At 67.3% G+C, this 16,269-nt stretch carries 14 protein-coding genes; 8 read left to right on the forward strand and 6 right to left on the reverse strand.

What is annotated here, in order from left to right:
- Nucleotides 1-133: 133 nt before the first annotated feature.
- Genes AC1D2L_RS14450 through AC1D2L_RS14465 form a run of 4 tightly spaced genes read right to left on the reverse strand, consistent with a single transcriptional unit; the run spans nt 134 to nt 3,790 of the window.
- Nucleotides 134-664 (reverse strand): chromate transporter, encoded by a 531-nt coding sequence (locus AC1D2L_RS14450; protein WP_476846559.1) that lies wholly within the window; start codon nt 662-664, stop codon nt 134-136.
- Entirely contained in the window at nt 661-1,227 is a 567-nt protein-coding gene (locus AC1D2L_RS14455; RefSeq protein WP_476846560.1) for a chromate transporter, read from the reverse strand. The genes AC1D2L_RS14450 and AC1D2L_RS14455 overlap by 4 nt, the downstream gene beginning before the upstream one ends.
- A complete protein-coding gene (locus AC1D2L_RS14460; protein WP_476846561.1) occupies nt 1,224-2,609 on the reverse strand; it encodes an MmgE/PrpD family protein in 1,386 nt (461 codons plus the stop codon). The genes AC1D2L_RS14455 and AC1D2L_RS14460 overlap by 4 nt, the downstream gene beginning before the upstream one ends.
- Nucleotides 2,606-3,790 (reverse strand): PrpF domain-containing protein, encoded by a 1,185-nt coding sequence (locus tag AC1D2L_RS14465; protein ID WP_476846562.1) that lies wholly within the window; start codon nt 3,788-3,790, stop codon nt 2,606-2,608. Before AC1D2L_RS14465 ends, AC1D2L_RS14460 begins: the two co-directional genes overlap by 4 nt.
- A gap of 427 nt (nt 3,791-4,217) precedes the next feature.
- On the opposite strand from AC1D2L_RS14465, the gene AC1D2L_RS14470 reads away from it, so the two are divergent.
- From AC1D2L_RS14470 to AC1D2L_RS14495, 6 genes are all read left to right on the forward strand, one after another.
- Nucleotides 4,218-4,922 carry a GntR family transcriptional regulator gene (locus AC1D2L_RS14470; protein ID WP_476846563.1) on the forward strand — a complete coding sequence of 235 codons (705 nt, stop codon included), beginning with the start codon at nt 4,218-4,220 and terminating at the stop codon, nt 4,920-4,922.
- A gap of 172 nt (nt 4,923-5,094) precedes the next feature.
- Nucleotides 5,095-6,135 carry an ABC transporter substrate-binding protein gene (locus tag AC1D2L_RS14475; protein ID WP_476846564.1) on the forward strand — a complete coding sequence of 347 codons (1,041 nt, stop codon included), beginning with the start codon at nt 5,095-5,097 and terminating at the stop codon, nt 6,133-6,135.
- 124 nt (nt 6,136-6,259) lie between these two features.
- On the forward strand, nt 6,260-7,987 hold the full coding sequence (locus tag AC1D2L_RS14480) for an ABC transporter permease (RefSeq protein ID WP_476846565.1): 1,728 nt from the start codon (nt 6,260-6,262) through the stop codon (nt 7,985-7,987).
- A gap of 40 nt (nt 7,988-8,027) precedes the next feature.
- Nucleotides 8,028-9,116, forward strand: a complete 1,089-nt coding sequence (locus tag AC1D2L_RS14485) for an ABC transporter ATP-binding protein (RefSeq protein WP_476846566.1) — start codon at nt 8,028-8,030, stop codon at nt 9,114-9,116.
- Nucleotides 9,113-10,174, forward strand: a complete 1,062-nt coding sequence (locus AC1D2L_RS14490; protein ID WP_476846567.1) for an Ldh family oxidoreductase — start codon at nt 9,113-9,115, stop codon at nt 10,172-10,174. Before AC1D2L_RS14485 ends, AC1D2L_RS14490 begins: the two co-directional genes overlap by 4 nt.
- A 36-nt stretch (nt 10,175-10,210) precedes the next feature.
- Nucleotides 10,211-11,173, forward strand: coding sequence for a D-2-hydroxyacid dehydrogenase family protein (locus AC1D2L_RS14495; protein ID WP_476846568.1), 963 nt, complete (start codon nt 10,211-10,213; stop codon nt 11,171-11,173).
- Nucleotides 11,174-11,293: 120 nt separating this feature from the next.
- On the opposite strand, the gene AC1D2L_RS14500 is transcribed toward AC1D2L_RS14495, so the two are convergent.
- Nucleotides 11,294-12,706 (reverse strand): MmgE/PrpD family protein, encoded by a 1,413-nt coding sequence (locus AC1D2L_RS14500; protein WP_476846569.1) that lies wholly within the window; start codon nt 12,704-12,706, stop codon nt 11,294-11,296.
- A 204-nt stretch (nt 12,707-12,910) separates the two neighbouring features.
- Here AC1D2L_RS14500 and tcuA point away from each other — a divergent pair, with 204 nt between their 5' ends.
- Together tcuA and AC1D2L_RS14510 are read left to right on the forward strand one after the other, a co-directional pair.
- Nucleotides 12,911-14,401, forward strand: coding sequence for an FAD-dependent tricarballylate dehydrogenase TcuA (gene tcuA, locus AC1D2L_RS14505; protein ID WP_476846570.1), 1,491 nt, complete (start codon nt 12,911-12,913; stop codon nt 14,399-14,401).
- Nucleotides 14,402-14,408: 7 nt separating this feature from the next.
- On the forward strand, nt 14,409-15,881 hold the full coding sequence (locus tag AC1D2L_RS14510; protein WP_476846571.1) for an MmgE/PrpD family protein: 1,473 nt from the start codon (nt 14,409-14,411) through the stop codon (nt 15,879-15,881).
- 155 nt (nt 15,882-16,036) lie between these two features.
- On the opposite strand, the gene AC1D2L_RS14515 is transcribed toward AC1D2L_RS14510, so the two are convergent.
- On the reverse strand, nt 16,037-16,269 hold a 233-nt coding region (locus AC1D2L_RS14515; RefSeq protein WP_476846572.1), incomplete at its 5' end, for a transposase.

Here is a 16,269-nt window from a genome sequence, read left to right on the forward strand (position 1 = left end):
TTAAACGTTTTACAGAAAAACGTTTAACAGGCGTTGTGCGACTCTGCAACGGATTTTGCGAGGCGGCCCGGCGGATCAGGCAGGGTGTCGTTTCAGGTGTGGCGAAAGCTATGGGACGTTGCTGAAAGCGCGTTCAGACCAAGCCCGCCCAGCCCGCCGCCGCGGCGAACCCCAGTGCGATGAGCGGGCTGTTGCGCCATTTGAGCAGCGAGACCACGGTCAGCGCGGTGACGACCATGCTGCCCCAGTGATCGACGGCAACATGGGTCAGGAGCAGGGCGCTTGAGCAGATCAGACCTATGGTGACGGGAGCCATGCCGCGCTCGCAGACCCTGTACCAGGCGCGTGCGTTGAGGCGGCTCCAGAGCCGCGAGGCTGAATAGGCGATCACGAAGGAGGGCAGGGAGACTGCGATCGTCGACACCACGGCGCCGGCGAGACCCGCGACCCGCCAGCCGATCAGCGTGACGACGATGACATTGGGGCCGGGCGCGGCCTGGGCGAGTGCAAACAGCGTGACGAAGTCCTGGCTCGACATCCAGCCATGGTTGTTGACGACGGCCGCGTGCATTTCGGGCACCACCGCGATGATGCCGCCGATCGACATCAGCGACAGGCCGATGAACTGGACCGCGAGATCGGCGAGGACGGAGCGCTCGCTCATTTCGACCTCGTCGTCCAGGCCAGCGCCAGGCTGACCGGCAGCACGCTGGCCAGGATCCAGAGCAGCGGCAACTTGAACCAGGCCATGGCCAGGATGGTCGCGGCGATGATCGCCAGCGCACGAGGATCGCGGCGATAGCGCCAGCCCATGCGCAGGCCCATGGCGAGGATCAGCCCAGCCGCGCAGGCGGAAACCCCGCGGAACATGCCCTGCACTGCCGGCAGGTGGCCATAGGCCTGGTAGAAGCTGCCGAAGCCGATCACGATCATGCAAGGCGCGACCAGCAGTCCCGCCAGCGCGGCGATTGCGCCGGCCAAGCCGCCGAAGCGCTCGCCGACATAGACCGAGATGTTCATGACGTTGCCGCCCGGCAGGATCTGGCAGAGCGAGAGCGCGTTGACGAACTCCTCGTCGTCGAGCCAGCCCTTGCGCTCGACAATCATCCAGCGGACCCATGGCAGCACGCCGCCGAAGCCCATGATGCTGATGCCCGAGAACGCCAGGAAGAGATCGACCAGACCGACCTTCCTGACCGGCGCGACGCGTTCCACCTCGGCCGTCATGATGCCTTCCCCGGGCGCGAGGGCCGGGCGAGCCCCGCCATCAGCCGGTTCAGGCCGGCGCGGTCGAGGTTTGCGAAATCGTCGATGATCCCGAGTGTCTGCTCTGCCACCTCGGCGCCCAGCGCGGTCTCGAGGCAGTCGCTGGCCTTGGCCCGCAACCGCTCCTGCGCCACCGGCTTGCCCCAGATGCCAGGCGGGCCGTCGCATTCGCCGCGCGCACGGCCGCCCTCCCATTCGACCTCGACGGCAAGCGTCATGGCGTCGAAACGGCCCTGGCGGGCCGGGTCGGGCTCGATCGCGATCTTCGGAAGCAGCGCCACGATGTCGGGCGCGAAGCGGCGTGCATCGCTGAAGCTGCCGACGCTGACCGCGCCGTCGAGCAAGGCGACGCCGGCTGTGTACTGGAAGCTGAACTTGCCCGCGAGCCCGGTCGCCGGATTGGGACGGTCGACATAGGCCATCGGCGGGCTGTGGATCACGACGCGGCCGATCTCCTGTCCAGCCGGCATCGAAGCGCGGGCTGCAAGCGCGGCGGTGATGACGAAATGGGTGCCATACTGGCTCGGATAGAGCTTGTAGGCCGGGCCCGGGTGCAGGATCTGCAGCGCATCGTGCTCACGCGTGAGTTCGGCCGGGACAAAGCCCTCGCGGAAAAACGCCATTCCGTAGCCGCGGGGATCGCCCAGCGCGTCCGCGTCGGCGGTGAAGCCGTGGGCTGCCAGCGTGGCGCTGTCGAGGCCGGCGGCCGCCGCCTGGCCGCAATGCAGCGCCTTGGTCATGCTGCCGATATTCGCCTGCAGGCCGCCTGCCCGTGAGGCCGCGATCGCGATGGCATGCCTCAGTTGCGCGCCGTCGAGCTTCATCATGAGCCCGCAGGCGACCGCGCTGCCGAGCGGGCCGACCGCGCCGGGGGGGTGGAACACCAGCGAGCCCGGTTCGAACTGCCCCGACGACAGGCGCAGCCGTTCCTGCGCCTCGATGCCGATGGCGAGCGCGACGAGGATGCGCTCGCCCAGCGGCATGGCGTCATCGCCCGGCGTCGTCTCGGCCAGCGCCAGAAGAGCCGGCAGCGTCGTCGAGAGCGAATGGTTGGCTGGATTCCACATCGGCTCGAAATCCAGCACGTGCATGGCCGCGCCGTTGATGCGGGCGGCATCGATCGCGCCGGCCCTGCCGTCGCGGCCGATCAGGCTGGCGGAGGGACCGCGAGCCGGCGCGAGCGCGCAATCGGCGAGGATCGAGGGGCCCTTCTCCGAGGCGCCCAGCGCCGCCACGGCGAGCCCGTCGCGAACCAGCGAGATCGCGCTGCGGCGCGTGGCATCGTCGAGGCCGCGCGCTGCGAGTGCCGACAGTTGGTCGGCGAAGGCGGCAGTCAGGCTCATTCGGCAGCAACCTGACGCGCTGCTGGCGCTGCCTGTAGCGGGCGATAGAGCACCTGGCCCTCGAACAGGCGTCGCGCCGTGCGGTAGACCGCGCCATGGACGGCACGCGCGCGGGCGGGATCGCCGGCGTGCTCGACTGCGGCGTCGACGACGGTTGCCCCGGAGGGATGCGCGACCGTGATGGGCCCGTCGCCGCCGGAGGCCAGTTCATGGGGCAGCGAGCCTTCGACGCGGACGGCGATGGCCAGGCAGGTCGCACCGGTGATCGGCACGGCCCGGTGCGGCTGGCCCATCGAGAGCATCCGGATCGCCAGCGACATCTCGCCGGGTTCGAGGACGCGGCCCGACAGGGTCGCCATGCGCCCCGGCGCGGCGATCATTGCCACCTTCGGAACGCTCGGGATGCGCGCGGCAGCGGCGATGTCGGGTGCGATGCCCATCGCGACGGATGCCGCGCAGCGGATCGCCTCCATGCGCTCGATGAACACCGCGTCGCGCTCGAGCGCGTCGGGCAATTCGCTGCCCTCCTTGCCGAGAGACGTCGCCGCGACGAAGACGCAAGGGTTGGCGGCATCGACGAGCGAAGCTTCGATCATGCCGAAACCCGGAATATCGAGGGTGTCGCGGGCGCGTCCGGTGGGAAGCAGGCGGCCGGTCTTGGTGCCGCCGGGATCGTCGAATTCGAGGCGGACCGGCGCGGCGGTTCCAGCCACGCCGTCGATGGCGAGTTCGCCCTCGGTCTCGGCCACGCCATCGACCATGCCGAAACGCGCGATGATGATCTTGGCCGTATTGGTATTGTGGATGCGCACGACCGCCTCGCCATTGGCGGGCACGTTGACCAGGCCTTCCTCGGCCGCGAACGGACCCATCGCCGAGGACATGTTGCCGCAATTGCCGCTGTAGTCGACCGAGGCCTCCTTCACCTGCACCTGGGCGAATGTGTAGTCGATATCGGCGTCCGGGCGGGTCGGTGGCCCGACGACACAGACTTTCGAGACCGAGGACAATCCTCCGCCCATGCCGTCGAGCTGCCGGCCATTTGCATCGGGCGAGCCCATCACGGCGAGAAAGATCGGATCCCACAGTGCGGGGTCTGCCGGCAGGTCGTTGCGATTGAAGACGACGGCCTTGGAGGTTCCGCCGCGCATGAAAGTGGCTCTCAACCGGCTCTGTGCCATCGCGGTCTCCCTATTGGAATACTTTTGTATACATCTACGTACAAGAATGCTATCGGGTTGTCGACGCGCAAATGCCGGCACTTCGATGAGCCGGCGCCAAAGGCAGGTGGATGTCAGGTGGTCGGGAGGCAGGGCTGCGAGTGACGGGCGGAACCGGGGTGCTGTTCGAGCGGATGGATTGCGATGTGTCCGGCGCTGCCACCGGCCAGGCAAGCTCGCGCGGCAGTTTCGTCGATGCGAAGCCCGGTCACCGCGACGCGCTCCCTTGCGAAGCTGACGGGAATGCCGGCCTATATGGGGCCGAGAGGGTAGGAGTACGGGCTTATTTCAACTATCCCGACGATACGGGCTTGATATTCGGAGCTGTGTCCGGCCGCCGCGCCTGCGTGGCAGTCGACGGGTCCGCAGCCGATCCAGGGAGACCAGAATGAGCGAGGACACCGGGCTGCCGGACCGAAACAAATACGCCTCGGCCGCCGATTACGCCTATGCGGCCCTGCGCCGCGAGATCGTCGAGGGTCGGTTCGCGCCGGGGCGCCGGATGCGCGAGATCGAGCTTGCGCAACGGCTCGGCATCAGCCGGACGCCGACGCGGCAGGCGCTTTCGCGGCTTGAGCTGGAAGGGCTGCTCGACCTGCGGCCGCGTGTCGGCCTTGCGGTGTCGGTGCTCGACATGGATGCCGTGGAGGAGCTCTACGAGATGCGCGCGGCGCTGGAGGGCAACGCGGCTGCCATGGCCGCCAGGCATGCCAGCCCGCGTGACCTCGCGCTGCTGCAAAGGCTGCTGGACGAGGGTACCGGCCCCGAGGGCGACCCGCTCGAACTCTACCGGCACAATCGCGAGCTGCACGAGGCGATCCATGTCGCCGCGCATAACCGCTATCTCGAGAAGAGCCTTCACGCGCTGCATGACGCGATCGCGCTTCTCGGCCCCACGACGCTTGCCGCGCAGGGCCGCGCCATCGTCGCCCATGGCGAGCATGTCGCGATCGTTGCCGCGATCACCGCCAAGAACGATGCCGAGGCTGACCGTCTCGCGCGCGCCCACATCCTCGGCGCGCTCGACGTTCGCCGCGAGATCCTGGACCGCGAGCGCCGTCGCAGCGCCCGGCCTGAGCAGGAGGACGTATGAGGCGCGATCCCGCGCAGAAAGCTGCCTGTTGCGGCCGGCATCAGCCGGGCTGGACCTTGCTGTCCGCCCCTGGCCGGGAGGCGAGCGCCTAGAGAACCGAGACTTCGAGGACCGCAGGCCAAAGGCCTGCGGGAAATGCGTCCGATTAGAGATGCGACAAAGGGAGAGAACGATGGGTGACGAGAATTACGGACTGACGCGGCGCAGCGTTCTGGCTGGCGGCGCCGCTGTGGGGCTTGCCGGTCCCGCTTTTGCGCAGACCAGCGCGGTCGACCTCGATGCAGCGCGCAAGGAGGGTTCTGTCGTCGTCTACAACAACTGGCAACCCAATGGCATCGAGCCGCTGCTGCAGCGCTTCCGGGAGGCGGTCCCTGGCATCAAGACCGAGCAGATCCGGCTCGGCAGCAATCCGTTGATCGAGCGCTTCCAGACCGAATTCGTCGCCAACCGCAATCTCTGCGACGTGCTCGTCACCTTTCCCGACGAGCGTATCGACGAGGGCCTGAAGCAGGGCTGGATGGCGACCTGGACGCCTCCGGAAATCAGCAATTTCGCGCCCGAGCACAACAACAGCAACATGCTGTTCACCATCCAGCATGCGCGCGAATGCATCATCTGGAACAAGGCGCAGGTCCGTCCGGCGGATGCGCCCAAGGAATGGACTGACCTGTTCGACCCCAAATGGAAGGGCAAGGTCGGCATGAACCCGCCCTGGCGTTCCGTGTCGATCCAGCAGATCTGCGCGTTTTGGGAGGATATTGGCATCAAAGATGCCCCCGAGCGCCTGAAGGCCAACGAGGTCCGCTTCTTCGAGGGCTCGGGCGGCATCATTCAGGCCGTGGTGCGCGGGGACGTGCGCGTCGCCGAGCTGACCGACCTGCCGCTCAATCCGCTGCTCGACGACGGGGCGCCGATCGGCTTCGTCTATCCGCAATCGGGCACGACGCTGTCGGCCAACAAGGCCTTCGTCGCGGCCAAGGCGCCCCATCCCAATGCCGGCAAGGTCTTCCTTAACTGGCTGATGACCGCTGAGGGCCAGGCACATCTGCAGACCTATTGCGGCCTGCCGGTCACGCGAAAGGGCGCGCCGCCCCTGAGCAAGCTGCCGGCCACAGCCCAGCTGAGCAATGTCGTCGATGGCGAGAAGATCCTGACGCCCGCAAGGCAGACGGCGATCGTCGACAAATGGCGCTCGACCTTCGGCATTCGCTGAGACCGTGACGGCTGCGCGGGGCCTGATCGCTCCGCGCAGCTCCGCAGCATTCCCAGTACGGCGCGGGTGGCGACATTCGCGACGGGGAAGTGCTGCAGTGCCCGAGCCGGTTCTGGAGCCGATCATGTCCGACCAAGCTATTGCCATCCAAGGGTTGCCCGCATCCGATGCGCGCAGGCGCCCGCGTTCCGCCAGCCTCCTGATCTGGCTCTACTGGGCCACGTTCGCGCTCGTCTTCGCGATGGTGTCGATCCCCGTGATCGCGCTGGTCTATGGCAGCTTCCGCACCAGCGCGCCGGGGCTGCCGGGCGAGTGGACGCTGCGTAACTATGCCGGGCTCGCCTCCAGCGGCGTGCTGAACTCGATGACCAACACCCTGCTCATCGGACTCTTCACCTCGGTGCTGTCGATCGTGGTCGGCACCGCGATCGCGCTGGTGCTCCATCGTACGGATTTCCGATATGGCAAGATCGTCACCCCACTGATCGGCCTGACCTTCTATTTCCCGTCCTTCATCCTCGCCATGGCCTGGATCATCGTGGGGGCGCCGGGTGGCATCTACAACACCATCGTCGATGACGTGATGGGCCTGCCCTGGCTGCGCGCCGACATCTACACGGCGGCCGGCATCGTCTTCGTCATGGTCCTGCACCAGGTGCCCTTCGTCTATCTGACGATGCGCGGGCCGATCATCGGCATGGATCCGATCTACGAGGAAGCGGCCAATACCGCAGGCGCCAGGCCGCACGAGGTGCTGCTTCGCGTAACGCTGCCGCTGCTCAGCTATTCGCTGATCTCGAGCTTCATCCTGACTTTCGTGATGACGATCGAGCAATTCGCCATTCCGGCCCTGCTCGGCATTCCCGGCCAGGTGACGATGCTGGCGACGCAGCTCTATCTGCTCGTGCGCTTCTCGCCGACCGATTACGGGCTGGCCGCCTCGATCGGCGTCGCGCTCAGCATGATCACCGGCGCGGCGATCTGGGCGCAGCGCCGCGTCACCACCGCCGGGCGACTGACGACGGTGACCGGCAAGGCCGGCCGCGTGAAGGCGATCCCGCTCGGGCGCTGGCGCTGGGCGGCCAACCTGCTCTGCTTCGGCTTCGTCTTCCTCGGGCTCGTGATGCCCATGGTGATCCTGCTCTACACCTCGGTGCTGAAGTGGTTCACCGTGAACCCGCTCGAGGGCATGTACACGCTGCGCAACTACATATTCATCTGGGAGAGCGGTTCGACGCTCGGCAGCTTCACCAATACGCTGATCGTCTCGGGTGTCGGCGCGGCGGCGGGCGTCGTGCTGGGGCTGCTGTGCTGCTACTTCACGCTGCGGCTGCAGCCGAAAGGCTACCGCACCCTCGACTTCCTGGTCAGCCTGCCCTTCGGCGTCCCCGGCGTCGTGCTCGGTCTCGGGCTGCTCTGGGCCTATGCCTATCTGCCGCTGCCGCTCTACGGCACGCTGACCCTGATGATCGTCGCCTTCGTGACGCGGTTTCTGCCCTATGCCACCGAGACCATCGGCGGGCAGATGGTGCAGATCGACAAGAGCCTGGAGGAGGCGGCCTGGGTCAATGGCGCAACCCGCATAGAGGGCGTCACCCGCATCCTGCTGCCGCTGGTCTCGCCGTCGCTGCAGGGCGCCTACTTCCTGCTGTTCATGGCGTTCTTCCGCGAGATCTCGTCTGCGATCCTGATCTATTCGGTCAACACCTCGGTGATCTCGATTTCGATCTGGTCCTTCTTCGAGCAGGCCAACTGGGGGCTGGCGAGCGCGCTTGCCGTCGTCGCCACGCTCATCATCTTCATCGCCATGGCCCTGATCATGCGGCTGGTCCCGACCGCGCGGCGCGGTTGACCACGGCATTCTCAGATCCACTGCCTTCTAAGGGTTCGCAATGAGCATCAGTATCGACAACCTGATCAAGCGCTACGGCGCGCTGACCGTGGTCCACGGCATATCCTTCGACGTCGCCAAAGGCGAGTTCATGTCGCTGCTGGGACCGTCGGGATGCGGCAAGACAACGACGCTGCGCTGCATCGCCGGGCTGGAGGACGCCAATGGCGGAACCATCCGCATCGGCGACCAGATCGTCTCGGCGCCAGACCAGAACCTCGTCGTTCCGGTCTATGAGCGGCAGATCGGCATGGTCTTCCAGTCCTACGCGATCTGGCCGCACATGACGGTCGCCAAGAATGTCGGGTTCCCGCTGTCGATCCGGAAGGTGCCGGCCGCATCGGTCGAGAAGCAGGTCGACGAGGCTCTCGAGATCGTCGGCATGCGCCATCTGCGCGAGCGCCACCCGTCGCAGCTGTCGGGCGGACAGCAGCAGCGCGTCGCGCTGGCGCGCGCCATCGTCGGGCGGCCGCGCGTGCTGCTGTTCGATGAGCCGCTCTCCAATCTCGACGCCAAGCTGCGCGAAGGCACCCGCACCGAGATCAAACGCCTGCAGCGCGAACTCGACGTCGCGACGGTCTATGTCACGCATGACCAGGAAGAAGCCCTGTCGATGTCGGACCGGGTCATCGTGATGGATGGCGGCCATGTCACCCAGGCCGGCACGCCCAAGCAGCTCTACCGCCGTCCCGCCAACCGCTTCGTGGCCGACTTCGTCGGCCGGGCGAGCTTCATCGACGTCAACAAGACCAACGGCTCGGGCTGGTCGACCTCCGGCGGCGTGGCGCTGCGCCTCGACGATGCCGGCGCGCCGGAAGCCTCTCGCTACCAGGCGATGCTGCGGCCCGAGAGCGTCGACATCCGCAGCCGCTCGCTGAATGGCAGCGCGGATGACGGCGTCAACGTGCTGAACGGCCATGTCGTGGAGAGCCATTATCTCGGCGCCTATACCGAGTACCTCGTCGAGGCCTCGGGCGCGCGGATCAAGGTCCATTCCCGTGCCGATTTCGACGTCGGCGCCGAGGTCACGCTGCGATTTGCGCCGGAGTTCTGCCGGCTTGTCGCGCTCGGCGACGAGGCCAGGGCATGAACGCGCTGCGCGTGGCGCCAGCCGAGCTGGAGCCTTTCGTCGCCAGGCTGTTCGTCGCAGCCGGTGTCCCTGATGCCGATGCCGCCACGGTCGCGGGCTGCCTGGTCGAGGCCGATCTGCGCGGGGTCGTCTCCCATGGCGTCGGCCGCGTGCCGATCTACCTGCATCGTATCGCCATCGGCCTGGTCGACCCGACATCGCCTGTCCGGGTCGAGGCGCTGACGCCGGTCGCGGCTCGCATCGACGGCGCCAATGGTCTCGGCTTCGTCATCGCGCGGCGCGCCATGGCGGAAGCGATGGAGCGGGCGCAAACCTTCGGCATCGGGCTCGCGCTGGCGCATCACAGCACGCATTTCGGCATGGCCGCGAGCTATCTGCGCCAGGCGATCGATGGCGGATTTGCAGCCTTCGTCTTCACCAATGCCTCGCCGGCGATGCCGATCTGGGGCGGGCGCGTTCCGTTCCTCGGCACCAGCCCCTTCGCCTTCGGCGCACCCGGCGGCGCGGACAGCCCGCCGATCCTGCTCGACATGGCGACCTCGGTGGTCGCGCGCGGCAAGATCCGTCGCGCGGCGGCGGCCGGAGGATCAATCCCCGCGGGCTGGGCTCTGGACAAGGACGGCAACCCGACGACCGACGGCCAGGCCGGCTATGACGGCATCATCCTGCCGCTGGGCGGCCCCAAGGGCTCGGGGCTCTCGCTGATGATGGAGGTGCTCGGAGGCGTGATGTCGGGCGCGGCCTTCGGGGGCGCTGTCGGCAACCAGTACAGCGACGAGGACCGGCCCCAGAATGTCGGGCATATGTTTGTGGCACTGAAGCCGGAGCTGGCGATGTCGCTCGACGACTACCGCAGCCGTATGGACACGCTTGCGGCGCGTGCGAAGGCCTGTCCGCCGGTGGAGCCCGGTGGCGAGATCCTTTACCCCGGCGAGATCGAGTCTCGGCTCGAGGCGGAACGCCGCCGCGATGGCGTGCCGCTTGCGCAGGAGGACCTCGACGGCCTCGCCAAGTCGGCGCGCGAACTCGGCGTGGCACTGCCGGCCTTCCTGGCCTGACGGGGCCCCTTCTTCCTTCGTATTGGAGACGCTTTGATGATCCGGATCGCGGTGCTCGACGACTATCAGAACGTTGCTCGGGGTTATGCCGACTGGCAGAGCCTCGGCCCCGACGTCGTGGTCGACATCTTCAACGAGCCCATGCCGTCGCTCGATGCCGCGGCTGAAAAGCTCGGCGGCTACGAGGTACTCTGCCTGATGCGCGAGCGCATGGCGTTGCCGCGCGAACTGATCGCGCGGCTGCCGGAGCTGAAGCTGGTGATCGTGACCGGCGGCCGGGCGCGCGTGATCGATTTCGACGCGGCGGCCGAGCACGGCGTCACCGTCTGCCATACTAGCGCGGGCGAATCCGAATATGCGACGCCGGAGCTCGCCTGGGCCCTGATGCTGGCGGCGGCGCGCTCGCTGCCGCAGGAGCATCAGCGCATGCGCGAGGGCGGCTGGCAGGAGACCATCGGCACGACCCTGGGCGGCAAGACGCTCGGCCTGGTCGGGCTTGGCAAGCTCGGCAGCAGGATGGCGCCGATCGCCCGCGCCTTCGGCATGAACGTCATCGCATGGAGCCAGAACCTCACGCCGGACCGTGCGGCCGAGCATGGCGCGACCGCGGTCGACAAGCAGGCGCTGTTTGCTCAGGCCGATGCGATCTCGATCCACCTGCCGCTGAGCGAGCGCAGCAAGGGGTTGGTCGGACCGGCCGAAATCGCGGCAATGAAGCCGGGCGCGATCCTGGTCAACACCTCGCGCGGGCCGATCGTCGACGAGGCGGCGCTGCTTGGCGCGCTCGAGGCGGGCAGGATCAGGGCCGGTCTCGACGTCTACGATATCGAGCCGCTGCCGAAGGACCATCCGCTGCGCCGGGCGCCGAATCTGGTGCTGACGCCGCATCTGGGCTTCGTCACCGAGGGCGCGTATCGCGCCTTCTACCAGGACACGGTCGACGGCATCCAGGCCTGGCGTGCGGGCAAGCCGATCCGCGTTCTGGCCGCTCCGAAATAGGCGGGGCACGCGAACCCGCTACCGAGCCGAGCATAAGACGGGAGGCCTCGGGGAGCGGCAGAGCGCCACGCCCCGCTGGATTGTTTCGCTTCACTCGCGATGACGGCGTTGCCGCTGCGCTCAGTCGAAGCGCAGCGCCTTGGCCAACTCGGCGACCGTTCGGTTTTCGATATCCAGCACGACCTCGCGGACCCGGCTCGCCTTCGCCTCGTCGACGGCGAGCGAGGCAGAGGCCATGAACTTGGCCGAGACGCCCTGCGTGTCGAGCGCGCGCTCGCCGGCACCGCTGTTGACGCGGATATGGCGGAAGAGCTCGCTGCCGTCCCTCAGCGTCAGCTTGACGCCGCCGGAGAAGAACTGCGGGAAGGCCGAGGCCGGGTCGATGCTGCACTTCACCCGCGTTGCGAGTTCGCGGACCTCGGCGTCGCGCAGCGCCTCGTCCCGGAGTTCGGGAAGGTTGAAGCGTCCCTTGATCAGGCAGGTGGCGACGACGAACTGGGCGCTGAACTTGGCCTCGTAATCGGTGGTCGGGCGCTCCTTGGCCGCGGCCGGCTCGGCCACGATCGGCATGGTGTCCCGTGGCAGGAACGCCTCGACCGAGGCGATGTCGCGCCAGTCGATCGAGCCGTGAAGCTCGATGGCCGCATCGGCGCAGCCATGGATGAAATGGCAGACCGGATAGGGCTTGATGGCGGTATCGGCGAAATGCCAGCGCGTGCCGAGCTCGTCGACCATCACGTCGAGATCGACATGCCCGGCCTTGTCCTGGAGATGCGTGTGGAACAGGCCGAACTTGCCCTCATAGGGACGGCTCGGCCCCTTGAAGTCGGCCTGCGCGAGCCTGGCAGCGGTGATGCCCGCGACGGCGGCCCAGCCGGGATGGAAGCGCTTGGTCCAGGCGCCTTCCTCGAGGAAGACCTGGACGCCCGAGGCGGTGCTGGCGGCAATGCCTTGCGCCTCGACGATCCGGCGCGCGTCCAGGCCCAGCAGTTTCGCGGCGATCACGGCAGAGCTGAAATGAGCGACGATGCCGGTGGCATGGAAGCCGACATGGTGGAAGCCGCCCTTCACGGCGGCGCCGACACGCACGGCGGTCTCCATTCCGGCCATGAACGCCGTGAGGAAGGTCCGGCCGTCGACACCGAGCGCTTCACCCAGTGAGAGCGCGCAGGGCAGGCAGGCGGCCGTCGGGTGCACGATGCTGGTGAGGTGGGTGTCGTCGAAATCCAGCCCATGGATCAGGATGCCGTTGGCGAGCGCGGCATCGCGGACCGGCAAGCGCTCGCGCCGCCCGATCACGCTGCAGGTCCCGCCTTCGCCAGCCAGCACGCTGATGCCGGCCAGCGCCCGCTCGGCATAGACGAAGGCGTTCGAGGCGAGGCCGACGCCCAGCGCATCGAGGATCGAGAGCTTGGCGCGATGCCTTGCCGCCTCGGGTACGCCTTCGAAGCCCAGACCGGCTGCCATCTCGGCCAGTGCCGAGGCGGGGGCTGCATCGGTCTGCGGCACGGCAATCGACGTTGCTGCTGTCATCCTGGCCTCCTCGGCGATCCCTGTCCCACGGTCCGCCGCGTCTTCTGGCGCGGCTTGCTCCGGCCTCTGGAGGCCGTCCGGCGCACGCTGGAAACGCGCTTGCATTTTTCTGTATACAAGCGTACTCACCAGAATGCACGCAGTTTGTTGTTGAGAAGAGCCCTGCTCGATCGCGAGGGCCGCAGCCTGCGCAGGCAGGGAGCCATGGAAATGCAGGAAGAGTTCGACGTCATCGTCATCGGCGCCGGTAACGCCGCCTTGGCGGCTTCCGTCTCGGCCAAGGAAAACGGCGCCAAGCGCGTCCTGGTGCTGGAAAAGGCACCGCGCGAGATGCGTGGCGGCAACACGCACTGGAGCGGCGGCGTCCTGCGCTTCGCCTTCGACGATCCCCGCGAGATCGGGCCGCTCGTGCCCGAGGCCGAGGAGCAGTTCGAGAATTTTTACGAAGGCATCCAGCCCTACACGCGTGCCGATTATCACGGCGACCTGATGCGGGTGACCAACGGGCGCACCGACCCGGTGCTGTCGCGCCTCCTCGTCGACAATTCCAAGGACACCGTCTTCTGGATGAGCCAGATCGGTAACATCAAGATGGAGCCGGCGATCACGCTGTCGGCCGTCCGAAAGGGCAACATGATGGTCTGGGCGCGCGGCCTCGTGATCCGTGCCGCGCATGAGGGCGTCGGCCTGTCGCGGAGCTGGTTCAGCACGGCCGAGAGCATGGGCGTCGACATCCGCTACGGCAGCGCCGCGACCGAGATCCTGACGGATCAGAGCGGTCGCGCCTCGGGCGTGAAGGTGCGCGACGATGACGGCATCAAGACCTACCACGCCAAGTCGATCGTGCTCGGCTGCGGCGGCTTCGAGGCCAATGTGCAGATGCGCACGCAGCATATCGGCCCGCTCGTCGGAGCGGCCAAGGTGCGCGGCACCCCGCACAACCAGGGCGACGGCCTGCGCATGGCCATGGCGATCGGCGCCATGCCCTGGGGCCAGTGGAGCGGCTGCCACGCGACGCCGATCTCGGCCGACTGGGGCGATTTCGCACCGCGCGAGATGACCGACCGCAGCAACCGGCTGAGCTATGTCTACAGCGTCATGATCAATCGCAAGGGCCTGCGCTTCGTCGACGAGGGCGAGGACGGCGCGCTCTTCACCTATGCCAAGTTCGGTCGCGCCATCCTGGCCGAGCCCGGCGCCAAGGCGTACCAGATCTTCGACCAGAAGGTCGTGCACCTGCTGGAGCCCCGCTATTCGACCAGTGCGCCGATCACCTCCGACACGCTCGAGGGGCTGATCGACCAGCTCGACATCGACGACAAGGCCCAGGCGCTGAAGACGATCACGGAATACAACGCCGCCGCCAACGATTCCGACGAGCGCTACGACCCCACCAAGAAGGACGGCGTCGCCACCAAGGGGCTGGCGCTCAACAAGACCAATTGGGGCGTGAAGCTCGATAAGCCGCCCTATGTCGCCTACAGCGCGACCGGCGGCATCACCTTCACATTCGGCGGTCTCAAGGTGAACGAGAACGCGCAGGTGGTCGGCACCGACTGGCGGCCGCTCAAGGGGCTGTTCTGCTGCGGCGAAATGGTCGGCGGCCTGTTCTACGACAACTATCCGGCGGGCACCGGGCTGGTCTCGGGCGCCACCTTCGGGCGCATCGCCGGCCGCAACGCAGCAACCATGTGAGGGTGGCATGAGCGCTGCAGCAGTCCGGTCTGAATCCATCGTCACGCGCCTCGGCGGCCTGATCTCGGCGTTCACCGCCGAGCAGGTCACGCCCAAGGCGCTCAAGCAGGCGCGCACCTGCATCCTCGACACGATCGGCGTCACGCTGGCCGGCGTCGAGGAGCCGTGCACGCGCATCCTCAGGGAAACGCCCGGTGTCGCCGATGCGCCGGGGCGCGCCCTGCTGATGGGGACCAACCAGCGCACCAGCATGCTGGACGCGACGCTGGTCAACGGCACGGCCTCGCATGCGCTCGACTTCGACGACTTCAGCGGCGCGCTCGGGGGACACCAATCCGTCCCCCTCGTGCCGCTGCTCTTCGCACTTGCCGATGAGCGGGGCGCGACGGGGCGGGCGCTGATCGCCGCCTATGCTGTGGGCGTCGAGACCGAGATCCGGCTCGCGCGTGCGGTGAATTTCCACCATTACGACAAGGGCTGGCACCCGACGGCGACGCTCGGCATCTTCGGCGCCGCCGCTGCCGCCGCGCATCTGATGAAGCTCGGGCCGCAGCGCACCGCGATGGCGCTGTCGATCGCGGCCTCGCTGGCGAGCGGGCTGAAGGCGAATTTCGGCACCATGACCAAACCGCTGCATATCGGCCAATGCGGCCGCAACGGCCTGCTCGCGGCGCTCCTGGCCGAGCGCGGCTTCGATGCCTCGCTCAACGCGATGGAACACAAGCAGGGCTTTCTGGACGTGTTCAACGGGCCGGGCACCTACGACGTCGACAAGATCTTCGCAAACTGGGGCGAGCCGCCGGAGATCGCCGCCGATTCGATCGGCCTCAAGCAGTATCCCTGCTGCGGCAGCACGCATTCGGCGATCTTCATGATGCAGCAGTTGCGCCGCGAGCACGGACTGCGGCCAGACGACGTCGCAGCGATCACGCTGCTGCCGCATGGCCGGCGGCTCAGGCACACCGACACGCCGCATCCGCAGACCTCGCTCGAAGCCAAGTTCAGCGTGCAATATGTCTGTGCACGGGCGCTGAAGGACGGTGCCGTGAGGCTGAAGGATTTCGAGGGCGAGGCGCATCGCGACCCCGTCATCGCGCGCCTGCTCGACATCACGCAGGCGCGGCCGCATCCCGAGATGCGCGACGATGCCGAGGAGCAGTGGGGCTCGGAGGTGATCGTGGCGCTCAAGGACGGCCGGACCGTCAGCCGCCGGGTCGAGAACCTGGTCGGGCGTGGCGGCGACTATCCGATGTCGTCGCAGGAACTCTGGGACAAGTTCGCCGATTGCGCCGAGCGCGTCCTGCCGCGTGAGCAGGTCGCGCCGCTGTTCGAGCGGCTCGAGACACTGGAAAGCGTCAGCGACATCGCGCAGGTCTCGAAACTGCTCGAGGTCAGCCCCCTCCACAGCAAGCCGCCGAGCCGGATCGTGCTGGCGCCTGCCGGCACGGAAGAGGCGCCCGAGACGACCTGGGTGCCTTAGGAGGCTGGCTTACAGAACGAGTTCTTCATCCGGGGCGAAGCGCTGCTTCGTCCCGGATGCGTTCATGCCGGGATGTGGTCCTGTCGGGACCGCGCGCTGCGCGGCGTCCGGGCAAGCCGGCAGGTCCTAAACGCGCATGCTAGAGCATGCTTCTTTTACACGGAAGCATATCCTGCATTTGTGATGTAGTTTGCGCATTCGGTCGGTGAGACGAGGTGGAGTAGGTCTCCGAGCTTTCGCCATGTCGCTTCAACGGTTCTGGCCTCAGCATCGCGCATCCAGTGCTTGAGCTTGGCGAAGAGTTGCTCGATCGGGTTGAGGTCGGGGCTGTAGGGCGGCAGGAAGAGCATGTGTGCACCGGCCTGGCGGATGGCGCGGCGAGCGGCCT

Source organism: Allobosea sp. P1_B10 (genome assembly GCF_056406735.1).